Genomic DNA, 13,516 nt, shown 5'->3' on the forward strand with positions numbered 1-13,516 from the left:
TGAGTTCCGGTGCGGATGCACCAATTAGGATAAGCGCTTGTCAGAGCGCTTTGTCGCCCAGTTGCCCAGCATCTGGAACAACTGAACGATAACGATGAGAAGAATGATGGTGGCGAACATGATGTCCGTCTGATAGCGGTTGTAGCCGTACATGATGGCGAGCTTGCCGAGACCGCCGCCGCCGACCGCGCCGGACATGGCCGAATAGCCCAGAATGGTGATGGCCGCCACGGCGCTGCCGTTGAGCAGGGAAGGCAGAGCTTCCGGCAGCAGCACCTTCACGATGATCTGCCAGGTGGACGCTCCCATGGACTGCGCGGCTTCCACCACGCCGCCGTCGACTTCAAGCAACGAGGCCTCGATGAGCCTTGCGACAAAGGGAGCCGCCGCAATGACCAGGGGAACCACGGTGGCGTTGTTGCCGATGGTGGTTCCCACGAGGAAGCGGGTGAACGGAATGACGGCGATCATCAGAATAAGGAAGGGGAAGGAACGGGTCAGGTTCACCACCATGTCGAGCACGGCGTAGAACACGGGGCGCGGAGCTATGCCGTCCTTGCGGCAAATGACCAGGAGCACGCCCATGACCATGCCGAACACATAGGAAAGCGCCGTGGACACAACGGTCATATACAGGGTGTCGAGCACGCCTTCCCACAGCATTTCCACAAGCTGCGCGTCAAACATGATTCATGTCCTCCAGTTCAAGGCCACGGGAAGCGGCAAAAGCGCGGATTCGTTCACAGGCAATTTCATCGTCGGGGAGCTGCATCACCATCTGCCCGCAGACGACGCCGTCTATTTCGCGCAGATCGGAGTACAGAATACTGAGCGGTTTGCCGCAGTCGAGGATCATGTTGCCGATGACGGGCTCAAGAGTCGTACTGCCGTTGAACACGATGCGCACAACTCTTTCCTGCGGCAGTTTTTCCGGTTTGATGGCTTCAGGAATGACCATGGTCCGGGCGGCTTCCGTGCGAGGGTGATAAAAGACTTCTTCCACCGGACCGGTTTCCGCAATCTTGCCGCCGGCAATGATGGCGACATGGCTGCATATTTTTTCGATCACGCTCATTTCGTGCGTGATGATGACGGCCGTGATGCCCAGACGCTGATTGATATCCTTAATAAGAGAAAGAATGGATTCCGTCGTGCTGGGATCAAGGGCGGACGTGGCTTCGTCGCACAACAGCACCTTGGGATCGGATGCCAGCGCTCTGGCAATGGCCACGCGCTGTTTCTGTCCTCCGGAAAGCTGCGAGGGGTAAGAATTCGCTCTGTCGGCCAGTCCCACAAGTTCCAGGAGTTCCGCGGCTCGGCGACGAGCCTTGTCCTTGGGCGTGCCCACGAGTTCCATGGGGAAGCAGACGTTTTCCGCAGCCGTACGCTGCATGAGCAGGTTGAACTGCTGGAAGATCATGCCCATGGAACGGCGGGCCTGACGCAGTTCTCTGTCGTCGAGGCGGCAGAGGTCCTTTCCTTCAAAGATGACCTGTCCGCCCGTCGGGCGCTCAAGCATATTGATGCAGCGCACCAGCGTAGACTTGCCTGCTCCGCTTCTGCCTATGATTCCGAAAATATCACCTTGATTGATGTCAAGGTTAATGCCCTGCAGGGCATAGACTTCAGAATTCTTGCTCTGGAATTTTTTTTCCAGGTTGCAGATTCTGATGATGGGCTCCGCCATGATTCACTCCACCCGCGCTTGCGGGAAAAAATATGTCCTTCGCATAGAAAGACGTATGAGCTTAGCCTGTTTTTCTTCTTTTGTGAATAGAAATATCTCGCCCTCCCTGACGCCTCTGTACTTTCTTTCTGTTCGTGGTTAAAATATCGAACATCGCCGAGGCCGTTTCTCTGAAAGCGGACTCATCTGAATTGGAGTATGTAATGGCATCCGTCAAAAAAACCAATGCCGCCCGCACGCTGGACAAACTTGGCATTCCCTACGAACTGAACAGTTACCCTGTTGATGTTGATGATCTGTCGGCAACGCATGTCGCCGAGAGCATGGGAGTTGATCCCTCCTGCGTTTTTAAAACGCTGGTCACGCGCGGACATCCGAACGGCATTGCTCTGGCCGTGCTTCCCGGCAATGCGGAACTGGATCTCAAGAAGCTGGCCGCCGTCTTTCACGATAAAAGCGCGGAAATGGTGCCGCTCAAGGAAGTGCTTCCCCTGACGGGATATATTCGCGGGGGCTGCTCTCCCGTGGGCACCAAGAAGGCCTACCCAGTGTGCATCGACGAATCGGCCGTACTGTTTGATAAAATCTACGTATCCGCCGGACAGCGGGGACTGCAGTTCGTCATTGCCCCGGACGATCTGGCCAAAGCCGTGGATGCGGTGTTTGCCGACATCGTTATGAGTTGACGTCATGCATCTCGTTCTGCTTAATGAAATAGCCGACGCACTGGAACGCTCTCTTCCTCCGCGCGAAGCCCTGCAGCTGACGCTCCAGATCATGTCCAGGCATCTGGCCATGAAGCGGGCCGCCATCTGCCTGACGGAGCCGGACAACAGTGAGGTGCGCATTTATGCGTCTCTGGGATTTTCGGCGGCCGAGCAGGCCCGCGGTCACTACGCCATAGGCGAAGGCATCACGGGCCGGGTCATTGCCAGCGGTCGCCCGGAAATCGTTCCCGACGTAGCCGACGACGCCCGCTTTCTGAACAGAACAAGAGCACGGAATCTGCGCAAGGAGCACACGGCCTTCATCTGCGTGCCCATCCGTCTGGACGATCAGGTGGTGGGGGCGCTGGCCGTGGACAGACGCGTGGGCGCGCGGGAAACGCTGGACGATCAGAGCCGCATGCTGACCATCATTGCCGGACTGCTTTCCCACACGGCGGGGCAATGCCGGGCGCAGCTGACGTCGCCGGCGAAGAAAAAGACGTCCGAGCCTTCCGACGGACGCATTCAGGGTTTCATCGGACAGTCGGAAAGCATGAATCTCGTATTTACCCGCATCCGCCAGGCGGCGCCCTCTTCGGCCACTGTTCTTTTGCGCGGCGAAAGCGGCACCGGCAAGGAACTTGCCGCCCATGCCATTCACGAAGCCAGCGGGCGAAGCAAGAATCCCTTCATTTCACTGAACTGCGCGGCGCTTCCGGACAGTCTGGTGGAAAGCGAGCTGTTCGGCCACGAACGCGGCGCGTTTACCGGCGCAACGGGCGTCCGCAAGGGACGTTTTGAACTGGCCGACACCGGCACCCTGTTTCTCGACGAAGTGGGCGAACTCAGTCTGGCCATGCAGGCAAAGCTTCTGCGCGTCATTCAGGAACGCAGTTTCGAGCGTCTTGGGGGCATGGAGAGCATTCAGGTGGATGTGCGCCTCATTGCGGCGACCAACCGCGACCTCGAACAGATGGTCAAGGACGGCACCTTCCGCAAGGATCTCTATTACCGCCTCAATGTTTTTCCCATTCAGCTGCCGCCGCTCAGGGACAGGCAGGAGGACATTCTGTCTCTTGCGGCGTATTTCGTGAAAAAATACAGCGAAGCCAACGGAAAAACCGGGGTGCGTCTTTCGCTTTCCGCCATGGAGATGCTGCAGCGTTACCGCTGGCCGGGCAACATCCGCGAGCTGGAAAACGTCATTGAGCGCGCCGTACTTCTGGTCAGCGAGGAAGGACTCATTCTGCCGCTGCATCTTCCGCCCAACCTTCACAGCGCGGGATGCCCCTACAGCGAAAAGGACGGCAGCGACGCGCCTCCGGCCATGGGCTCGCTGCAACAGCGTCTGGATGAAATGGAGCGGGCCTACATCATTGAGGCGCTCTCGCATTTTCACGGCCATCTCGGTCAGGCGGCCCGGGCTCTCGGGCTGACGGAAAGAATGATGGCCCTGCGCATGAAGAAATACGGAATTACCTACAAGGCCTTCCGCACGTCAAGCTGATCGACGCCGACGTGACGGACGATAGTTGTTTTCCCGGACAGGACGACAGGGAAAGCGTCTCTTCGGAAGATGCTTTCCGAACTACGTCTGCCGAGGATGAACGATGGCGTCTGCATCAAACGGCTTTCGCGTTTGACCTGCCAAAAAAAATCCAATAAAATCCCAGTGTCTTCCCCACCCGCGTGGGGGTGTTTCCATTTCGGTGAATGATCTGCGTGAAGGCATGGCGTCTTCCCCACCCGCGTGGGGGTGTTTCTAGGAGCAGAGAAGCCGCCAAGATATTCAGGAAGTCTTCCCCACCCGCGTGGGGGTGTTTCTGGTACTCCTTCTTTTTCTGGTGGTTCTGGTATGTCTTCCCCACCCGCGTGGGGGTGTTTCTTCTTTTGGACGGATTACAGGAGACGAAGTCGGGTCTTCCCCACCCGCGTGGGGGTGTTTCCAATGCAGTGCTCCTCGAAGAAGCGACGCCAACGTCTTCCCCACCCGCGTGGGGGTGTTTCTATCTAATAGGACATTTGCACTTTTTATAATGTGTCTTCCCCACCCGCGTGGGGGTGTTTCTGGTATCCGATGGAAAGTCGCTGATGCAAAAGCGTCTTCCCCACCCGCGTGGGGGTGTTTCTCGGAAAAACCCAAGTCCCACGCCGTCACTACAGTCTTCCCCACCCGCGTGGGGGTGTTTCTACCTAAACGCCTGCAACGGCGCAGCGCAAGACGTCTTCCCCACCCGCGTGGGGGTGTTTCCCTTATACAAGGATTCTCCGAAGTATCGAGGAGTCTTCCCCACCCGCGTGGGGGTGTTTCTTGATTTTAGAGATTTTGTAGAAAATATTCCTGGTCTTCCCCACCCGCGTGGGGGTGTTTCTCCCGCACGGCCTACCAGCTGGCCGAAGCTGTTGTCTTCCCCACCCGCGTGGGGGTGTTTCCATCACTATCCCGAAGTCGCGAAACACAAGCACGTCTTCCCCACCCGCGTGGGGGTGTTTCTCCTCAGCTCGGCCCCCAGGTGACTATCCCGGTGTCTTCCCCACCCGCGTGGGGGTGTTTCCGCGGAGCTCACTTTCGTTCACCTTCGCGCCGGGTCTTCCCCACCCGCGTGGGGGTGTTTCCGCAATTTTGACCACGTCGATTGCTGTGGGATGGTCTTCCCCACCCGCGTGGGGGTGTTTCTTGCTACGGGCATGAAAAGCCGTCTCGATCAGTGTCTTCCCCACCCGCGTGGGGGTGTTTCCGAAAGCGGAGGTTTTCGCCTCGATACGATCGTGTCTTCCCCACCCGCGTGGGGGTGTTTCTGCAACCGCGGGCGGTGAGATGTACCGCGGGGCGTCTTCCCCACCCGCGTGGGGGTGTTTCCCTTCTTGAGGCCATGTCGTTCCATGACTTCAAGTCTTCCCCACCCGCGTGGGGGTGTTTCTCAGGAACATCATTCAGGAGATGTGTATGACTAGTCTTCCCCACCCGCGTGGGGGTGTTTCCCTTCTTGAGGCCATGTCGTTCCATGACTTCAAGTCTTCCCCACCCGCGTGGGGGTGTTTCTTGCAAAGGTGAAGCTCACATGCTCAAGCACAGGTCTTCCCCACCCGCGTGGGGGTGTTTCCGACGGATCGTATTATCTGGCCCTTTTTACGGCGTCTTCCCCACCCGCGTGGGGGTGTTTCCGACGACCTTGCGGGCAAGTATGAAGCGGGGACGTCTTCCCCACCCGCGTGGGGGTGTTTCCACGTTGATACCCTTGGGCGTGCCGATGAAGAGGTCTTCCCCACCCGCGTGGGGGTGTTTCTCGCCTTTTTCGGCCGTCGGCGCTTGTCCCCCGGTCTTTCCCACCACTGGAGGCGCTTCTACATTCCTTCTTCCTCTTTTTCCGCAAGTCCACATCCGTTTTCCCGGCTGGCGGGCAAGCCATCCCTCTCATCACATTGATGTCCCCATAAAAACTTCAATCGACACTTGAAGTTTTTACAAAATGCATCCCCTTTTTTCATCACGCCCCCCCCTTCTCCGCCGATTCATGCTCCGGCGGCCCCTTGACTGCTGAGCCGTCTCCAGCTCAATATCTGGGCCACAGGCATCGCCGAATCCGACGTCATCCACGGCGTCGCATTCATCAAGCTCCCCCTTCACTTCGTCCTTTCCCCTTTCTCAAAATCCGGGCGTGACCGCAAAGGCGAAAGGCCCGCCGTGACTTCCGTCATGTCGTTTCAGTCTCTGCTTCTCCGCACCGATGTGATGCGTCCGGAAAACCGTAAGACGCCCTGCCTTTTCCCGTGCGCCATGTCGAAACATTCGCTTTTGTACTCCGAAGCCGCCTTGCATGCGCACGCATCTCCGAGCTGCGCTCCCGTTTTCCAGACACCGGGCAACAAAAAAGGGCGAAGCCTTTGTCAGACTCCGCCCCCTATCGTTCAGGCCGAATATTTACAGCTGGCCTTTTTTCTTCAGAGCTGCATACCAGAGAGGATTATGATGCTCCACATGCTTTTCGGGCACAAACCCCGTGAACATGGAACGCAGCGCGGGGCCTTCGCCCGGAGCCAGCGCAGCCATGTAGATATGCACGGGCAGAAGAATGGCCATGATGCCGGCACAGCAGAAATGTATGAAAATGCTCCACTGCAGCACGGTTTCCGAAACGGCATAAGCAACATTGCCGGAGAAGAATCCCATGATGACGCCGGTTGCGGCAAGGCCCACGCTGGCGATGACCGCCACCACGGCCACCATGCGCTGACCGGCATTGTAGAAGCCCTGCGGCGGCAACGCAGGATCAATGCCCATCTTCATGGTCATCTTCGGACCGAGCACCAGCCACAGACCTTTCTTCATGCACCAGGCAATATCGCTTTTCATCTGGAACGTCGTGACCTCCCGCAGGAAAGTCAGCACCTCACGACGGGAGAACAGCAGGATATAGCACGCGTACACGATGACCCACACGGAGCCGACGATGAGATGGGCCACAAGCAGCCCTCTTCCGCCGAACATGCCGTGCCAGAAATCGATCCACCACTGACCGATGGGCTGCATGTCGCCGACAAGCAGCGCGAAACCGGAAAAAAGCAGGAATATCCAGCAGACGGCATTAAACCAGTGCATGAATATTGCGGAACGGGAATGTCGCCGGATCATGCATTATCCTCCTTATCATGCTTGTCGTCATCAGAGGCGGCGAGCTTCTTTTCCGCCGCAATTTCCGCGTCTTCCTTTTCCGAAGACTTGACGAGCTGACGCACGAAGGTGCCCGTCAGCGCGGCGAGAACCAGACCGCCCACCCAGGTGACGCCCTTGGCCAACGGAGGAATCGCGCTCACCGGATGGCTCACCGTGCTGGCCTCGGGCAGCTGCTCGGGAGTGGTACTGTCAAGATAGGTCAGCGTAGGCTTGGCTCCGCTGCCGAGCGGAACAACATGCACGGCCTTGCGGGAGGCAAGCACCTTCGCCACTTCGGAAGAAGGATCGTCGGCGTCGCCGAAGATGCGGCAGTGCATGGGACACACGGCCACACAGGCCGGAATCTGTCCGGGAGTGCTGCCGTGGCAGTAGTCGCACTTGTCGGCCGTGCCGGTCACCGGATGACGGAATCTCGCGTGATACGGGCACGCTTCAATGCAGCTTCCGCAGCCGATGCAGCGGGAACGGTCGATTTCCACGGTGCCGTCCTTGGCCTTCCAGGTGGCGCCGGTGGGACAGGCGCGCACGCAGGAGGGATCGTCGCAATGCATGCAGGCACCGGGCTGAAACTTGAAGCCGCAGGGAGAATTTTCGCTGTTCGTTTCGCGCACCCAGTTGCGCGAAAGTCCGTAGGGAACATGGTTGCGCTGCTGGCATGCTATGATGCATGCCTTGCAGTCCATACACTTTTCAGAATCAATGACCATGACATATCGAGCCATGACTCACCTCTCATATTTTTCTCAGACGGCAGCCCGTGCAGTTGTGCTGCGCGGAAATGCGGTCCCAGTAATTCGGGAGGATATCGCAGATGGATTCGCTCTGGTTTTCCTTCAGCGGCGTGGTCCGGCAGCAGTTGGCCGGAGTGAATACCGCGCCCGGAAGAACGTTTTCCGTAATATCGACCCAGCACTCAATGCCGCCCATGGTGGTTTCCAGCATCACGCGGTCGCGCTGCTTGAGTCCCAATTCCGCCGCCGTCTTGGGGTTGACCTGCACAAAGCGGCCGTTGGAGAACTGAGCCATGGATCTGGCGAAGTTGGTCAGGGTCTGCTGCCAGTGCCAGAGCTGCTTGCCCTGCGTCAGTATGAGCGGGAAGTCTTTCTTGCCGTCCTTGCCGTGAGGATGTCCCTTCGGATAGTCCCAGCGATTGATGCCGCCGAACACTCTGTCCATAACGGTCATCTTGCCTGTAGGCGTCAGCAGCTTGCCTTCCGTGAACACCGTGCCCTTGCGCTCTTCTTCGCCTTCGGCGAAAAGCGGCCACGTCACCGTGGAGGAATGACGCATGCGTTCCATGGTCAGGCCCTTCCAGGAAGGAACCTCGGCCTGCAACATGCGGCAGATCTCTTCCGGATCCTTGAAATCGGGATAGCGTTCCGGATCGAGCTTGCGGCCGATGTCGCGATAGAACTGCCAGGCGGGCACACAGGAACCGGGAGCCTGCACGATTTTTTCGCGCCAGGCCACCTGATTTTCGTTGCCGTAGCCGCAGCCCTGGCTTTCCGGTCCGAACGTGGCGGGAATGAACAGCGTGGACACTTCCGACTCTTCATCGAGGAAGAAGCCCATATGTACCACAAAGGGCACCTTCTGGATGGCCTTGCGCACGCCGAGGGCATCGGGATTGCGGCGGTAGCTGGAGTTCAGGAAAAGGATGTCGAGATTCTTCTTTTCCATGGCCAGACGCAGACGGCGGAAGTTCATCTTCGGCGTATTGTTTTCGCCGAAGAAGTGATCCACGAGTTCTTCGCCGCCGCCGGGCTTGCCGCTCTGGAAGGTAAGCATGCCCTTGCCTTCGCCGATGAGGTTGTCACGCAGTGCCTGAAGAAGAATGATAGAGCGATCCGTGACAATGCCGTTGGTCTGCCGCGAAAGCGAACCGCCCAGCCATACGATGGTCTTGCTGCTTGCGGCGAGCACGTCGTAGAAGGCCGCAATGTCCTTCTGCGGAAGACCGGTGATGGATTCCACGTAGTCGAGCGTGAACTTTTCCGTCTGGGGAGCGAGATTTTCAAAGTCCTCGATCTGGAAGCGGGCGCGTTCTTCGTCATAGGCCCCCTTTTCCAGAATGTATCGGATGGCTCCGAGCGCGAGAATGCCGTCGGTGCCGGGCTCCGGACGCAGCTGCGTATGACACCAGATGCTCGTGCGGGTTCTGCGCGGATCGATGTAGATGATCTTGGTCTCTGCCTCGCGCGCCGCCTTGAGCCAGCGCGTGTAGGGCGGATACAGATCGTTGACGTTGGCGCCCCACAGCACCAGCGTTTCGGCCTTGGGCAGTTCGTCCACCTGCGTGGAGCCGCTGTTCACGCCGAGCATGAGACCGAGCATGTTCGAGGCCGTGGAAACGCAGGTTTCTCCCGGAGGCATGGCCTGAACGCTGCCCACCGTGCGCAGCGTCATGAGCGCCGCAATTTCCGATTCCAGGCAGTCCCACAAAGGCATGGTCAGGGCCACGCGGTTGCCGGCCTTGGCTCCGTACTTGTCGCGCACGGCCTTCATGCGCTCCACCACCATGTCCACGGCTTCCTGATAGGAAATTCTGCGCCAGCTGCCGTCAGGCTCATGATACATGGGTTCCGTGATGCGGAAGGGGCTGTTCATCAGTTCCAGAATGGACATGCCCTTCGGGCACATGGCGCCGCCCGTCCAGTGATTGCTGCTGTCGCCGGTAACGCTGAGAATTTTGCCGTCCTGCACGCGCGCCTTATAGGTGCAGCGCACCTGACAGAAGGGACAATAGCCCTTGACTTCCGTTATCGCTCCGCCTTTCGGAGGGATATAACCGATGGCTCCGGCCTTGTCGGGATTGGCAATGGCGGCCCCTCCCGCAAGCAGAGCTGCGCTCAGCTTAAGAAAATTTCTTCGTGAATACCTGTCGGGCATGATAAACCTGCCTGTTGAACTTGTTGAGCAGAAAGATTTCCGCCAGAGAGTAGGCCTGTAGGACCCCGCGCGACTCGACAGAGGAACGCTGCGAAAAAATTTTTCGGAACCGGCATTCCTGGCGTCTGTCAAAAAAGAGCCCACGCGGTGCGGCATTGAAACAGGCTGCTTCGACGCCGCAATTTCGACGACGAGCCTCCCGTTGTGCCGGAATGTTCGGGCCTCATAGGGAAAGAAAAGCCAGACAAGGAGTCTGGCCCTTCTGCTGAAGCATGCATCACGGCGTGATGCATGCTTCAGCGGGACATGAAAAAGGCACGGGAATCGCAGAATTCCCGTGCCGGACCGATGTTATTTGAACACGTCCATGCCCTTCAGATGTTCATCGTACATCTTGCCGTACCAGCGGCTGATGAAGTGAACAGTGGAGCGGCACGCCTTGCCAACGACAAGGTCAATGTTCTTGCCCTCGGCGCGAGTAGCGAGGTTGCCAGTCTTGGCCTTAGCGGTCTCGACATGCCAAGCCTTCACAGTCTTGCCGTCAAATTCATCGATAACGATCTTGAACTGGTTGTTAGGACCAACAAACACGTTGTTGGCTCCGCCGTCGAGCACGATCGGTTCCTTATTGGCGATCATGACTTCGTGCGGATAGGTGCAGGTAGCTCAGGTCTCGGGACGCGCCAGGAACCGCGGGTCATCAGGCCAGTCGGAACCATTCTGCACGTCGACGACATCAGAGTACGCAACCAGATCAACCTTACCGTCCTTGAACGGGTTGCCGGGGCGAATGTTCAGATGGACAAGAGTCTTGCCGTCTTTGGAAACGACATAGCACTTGTCGCGCTCAACCATGGACTGCATGAGCCACTTGGCGTTCTTGGAGTCGATGTAGAGCTTCTTGGTGGTGACGTTTCCGGCCTTGTCGGTGATGGAAACGTTCACGCTGTCCTTGCCGATGTTCTTCACAGCCACAGTGGCGTCGCCGACCTTGAAGGTGGCATTGTTGGCATAGGAGCCGACAACAGGCTTGGAAGGCGACATATAAAGATCGGTGCAGCTGTCGGTGGCAAGTTCACGAACGTGAACATTGTCATTGGCGTCGATCTTGTCCACGACGACATAGGTGCGGCCCACGCTGGAAACGTTGCTGCCGTAGTCGAAGCGGGAGAGATTATTCTTTTCGTCAGGAACGGTGTGTCCCACAGGCTGCTTGGAACCATGCACCAGAGCGCCGTCGGCGGCGTCATTGCCGATGCTGGTGCCGACCTTCACGGGGAAGGTGGAACCGTAGTAGTTGCCGGTGGTCTTCACGATCTTGAAAACGGCTTCCTTGCCGTCGGCCAGACCGTAGGTTTCCCAACCTTCCACGGAGGAAAGTTCCCAGCCGCGGGACTTGTCCGAGTTGCTGGTGATAATGTCGCCCTTCTTCATGACGACGTCGCGGATCACGTCGCGGATGTAGCGATCCACGATGACGCGATAGGACTTGCCGGCCATGGTGGTGGGCTCGTTATCGAAGGGATACCAGTTGCTCGAGCGGGCAGTGGTGTACAGACCTTCGGAAGGGATGATGATCTTACCGTCTTTGATGTAGCTCTGACGAATGACAATACCGTCGTTGATGGTGCGTTCGAGGCCGAGCATGGTCTTCTCGTGACGGTTGTTCACAAGACCGATCAGCTTGGCCACAACGGCGGCATTGGAGGCAGGAGATTTCATGGCAGCGCTGCCTTCGACAGGCGCCACTCCGGCCAGAGCTACTCCGTTCAGGCTGGCGGCAAGCAGCAGAGCAAGAGACAGCTTGCCGAGGCCCTTGAGAGCACTCATGTTCATAGGAACTCCTTGGATGATTAATTCCGGCCCGTCAGAACATGGCGGCCAGAGCGTTCTGCGCCGCCCCGGCCACTGTCTGACGGAATTCAAGATTTCCCAGTGAAATCCCGGAATTATAAATACAACTCAGGCGTTGAAAACGCGTGAAGAGTTAGCAGTTGCAATCGAAGCTGGCAACGCCTTCGATTTCAAAATGTTCGTTGATCTGCTTGATCTTGGTATCGGTGACGCCTTCCACTTCCTTCAGCTCGTCGTAGCTGGTAAAGTCGCCGACGTTCTCGCGATACTCTACGATCTTTTTCGCAAGATCAGGACCGATGTTGGGATCAGCGGCAAGTTCTTCCTCGGTGGCGCTGTTCAGGTTGGCCTTTTCGGCAGCGAAGGCAGGACCGGCGAAGCAGAGGGCCGCAACGGCAAAGCATGCAAGAATACGCTTGATATCCATAACAGTTTCTCCTGAAAAATAAGGTGGAAAACGTTGTTCCGATCTAATAATCGTTTGAGATTCGCCTGTCAAGTTTCTATTGAAAAGGAAAAAATTTCCCCCCTGCTTTATATCTGATTTTCTCAGATTGTGAAATTTTTATTATAATTATTATAAAAAATGCATCCCAAAGGTGACCCCCCGGATCAGGCGGGAGCGTGCTCCGTCGTTCGGAAGGTGAAATCCGCCGGACGAATATGCACCCAGACATCCGCATTCGGTTTCAGCGCAAGGCTTTTGACGCACTCGGAAGAAAGGATGGCGCAGAACTGATGCTCGTTATTTTTCAAACAAATCATGACTCTGGCCTCGTCTCCGCAGCTGAGAACGTCCGTGACGGTTCCGGCGAAGCAGTTGTCCGCCTCCACCGCTTCTTTCAGCACCTGCACCTGCAGGGAACGGACCACGATGCTCGCCTCGCTCTGCTCCGCGAGCTCAAGCCTCGCAAAGGTTCTTGAGGAACACTGAACAAAAAAGGAGGTCCCGGCCGCAGTCACGCACAACAGGCACGAGAACTCTCCCCGTCTCATGAGCGTGAGCGTTCCGGTCACCACATTGTGCCGACCCGTGCGGCTTGCGTACTCCCACTGACGGAATATTTCCCGCAGCCGCTCCAGCTCGCCCGCCTTCGGCCGACCGCCGTTTCTTCTGCCGAGAAAGAACTCCACCGTGGGAAGGGGAACGCCGTGTCGAAGAAGTTCCTGTTCCCGAAAATTCCGCAGATCCGTCGGCCGGAAATCCGGGAGTCCGGCCTCAGCCGCACGCAGCGAAAAAATGCGCCGCACATAGGCCGGATCGAGACGGCAGAGCCCGCCTTTCGCGCGCACGTTGTACGGGGCGTCGCGCAGTTCCAGCATGCGGTTCAGGGCGGTTCGCGGCAGGGGCAGTTCCCGGGCCCAGCGCCCCCTAACGCGCAGCACGCTCCGCTCGGCGTCGATGTCCGTAGCATCGTTGAGCGCCAGCGCCTCGCCCAGTCTCAGCGCCGCAAAGCGCATGACAAGACATACCAGCAGCACGCGGGAACGCGAACACTGCTGCGCGGGCGAAGCCGCCTTTTCATGCCAGTGATAAAACGCCTGGAGCACCTCTCGCAGTGTTTTATCGTCCAGTTCGTGCTTCTCGGAAAACACCTCTTCCTCCGTATGTTCCATACGCTGACCTCCCGGCGGGACACTGCCCGAAGATATCGCGATTTTTCAGAAAAAAGGACTTTCTTGCGGCGGCAGGGAATAAGTCTA

Annotated in this window: 11 protein-coding genes and 1 CRISPR repeat array; of the genes, 2 read left to right on the plus strand and 9 right to left on the minus strand. The window is 57.7% G+C overall.

The window, feature by feature from the left end; genetic code table 11:
* Positions 1–24: 24 nt before the first annotated feature.
* Entirely contained in the window at positions 25–687 is a 663-nt protein-coding gene (locus tag ABGT79_RS00150; RefSeq protein WP_346664459.1) for a methionine ABC transporter permease, read from the minus strand.
* The gene (locus ABGT79_RS00155) at positions 680–1,687 is read right to left on the minus strand and encodes an ATP-binding cassette domain-containing protein (RefSeq protein ID WP_346664460.1); all 1,008 of its coding nucleotides are present in this window, start codon (positions 1,685–1,687) and stop codon (positions 680–682) included. The genes ABGT79_RS00150 and ABGT79_RS00155 overlap by 8 nt, the downstream gene beginning before the upstream one ends.
* Positions 1,688–1,890: 203 nt before the next feature.
* Here ABGT79_RS00155 and ybaK point away from each other — a divergent pair, with 203 nt between their 5' ends.
* Complete coding sequence (gene ybaK, locus ABGT79_RS00160) at positions 1,891–2,373, plus strand: Cys-tRNA(Pro) deacylase (RefSeq protein ID WP_346664461.1); 483 nt, start codon at positions 1,891–1,893, stop codon at positions 2,371–2,373.
* Positions 2,374–2,377: 4 nt separating this feature from the next.
* On the plus strand, positions 2,378–3,901 hold the full coding sequence (locus tag ABGT79_RS00165; RefSeq protein WP_346664462.1) for a sigma 54-interacting transcriptional regulator: 1,524 nt from the start codon (positions 2,378–2,380) through the stop codon (positions 3,899–3,901).
* A gap of 167 nt (positions 3,902–4,068) precedes the next feature.
* Positions 4,069–5,681: a CRISPR direct-repeat array (repeat unit 28 nt; unit sequence GTCTTCCCCACCCGCGTGGGGGTGTTTC).
* A gap of 635 nt (positions 5,682–6,316) precedes the next feature.
* Here the strand turns inward: ABGT79_RS00165 and ABGT79_RS00170 are convergent.
* From ABGT79_RS00170 to ABGT79_RS00200, 7 genes are all read right to left on the minus strand, one after another.
* Entirely contained in the window at positions 6,317–7,027 is a 711-nt protein-coding gene (locus ABGT79_RS00170) for a cytochrome b/b6 domain-containing protein (protein ID WP_346664463.1), read from the minus strand.
* A complete protein-coding gene (locus ABGT79_RS00175) occupies positions 7,024–7,776 on the minus strand; it encodes a 4Fe-4S dicluster domain-containing protein (protein WP_346664464.1) in 753 nt (250 codons plus the stop codon). The genes ABGT79_RS00170 and ABGT79_RS00175 overlap by 4 nt, the downstream gene beginning before the upstream one ends.
* 25 nt (positions 7,777–7,801) lie before the next feature.
* The gene (locus tag ABGT79_RS00180) at positions 7,802–9,958 is read right to left on the minus strand and encodes a molybdopterin-dependent oxidoreductase (protein WP_346664465.1); all 2,157 of its coding nucleotides are present in this window, start codon (positions 9,956–9,958) and stop codon (positions 7,802–7,804) included.
* Positions 9,959–10,309: 351 nt separating this feature from the next.
* The gene (locus ABGT79_RS00185; RefSeq protein ID WP_294489408.1) at positions 10,310–10,597 is read right to left on the minus strand and encodes a transcription factor; all 288 of its coding nucleotides are present in this window, start codon (positions 10,595–10,597) and stop codon (positions 10,310–10,312) included.
* A gap of 27 nt (positions 10,598–10,624) precedes the next feature.
* Complete coding sequence (locus tag ABGT79_RS00190; RefSeq protein WP_346664466.1) at positions 10,625–11,794, minus strand: hypothetical protein; 1,170 nt, start codon at positions 11,792–11,794, stop codon at positions 10,625–10,627.
* Positions 11,795–11,945: 151 nt separating this feature from the next.
* Positions 11,946–12,239, minus strand: a complete 294-nt coding sequence (locus tag ABGT79_RS00195; RefSeq protein WP_294489402.1) for a helix-hairpin-helix domain-containing protein — start codon at positions 12,237–12,239, stop codon at positions 11,946–11,948.
* A 185-nt stretch (positions 12,240–12,424) separates the two neighbouring features.
* The gene (locus ABGT79_RS00200; RefSeq protein ID WP_346664467.1) at positions 12,425–13,429 is read right to left on the minus strand and encodes a site-specific integrase; all 1,005 of its coding nucleotides are present in this window, start codon (positions 13,427–13,429) and stop codon (positions 12,425–12,427) included.
* Positions 13,430–13,516 lie beyond the last annotated feature (87 nt).

Origin of the sequence: uncultured Mailhella sp. (assembly GCF_963931295.1) — a bacterium.
In the GTDB taxonomy this organism is placed as follows: Bacteria; Desulfobacterota; Desulfovibrionia; order Desulfovibrionales; family Desulfovibrionaceae; genus Mailhella.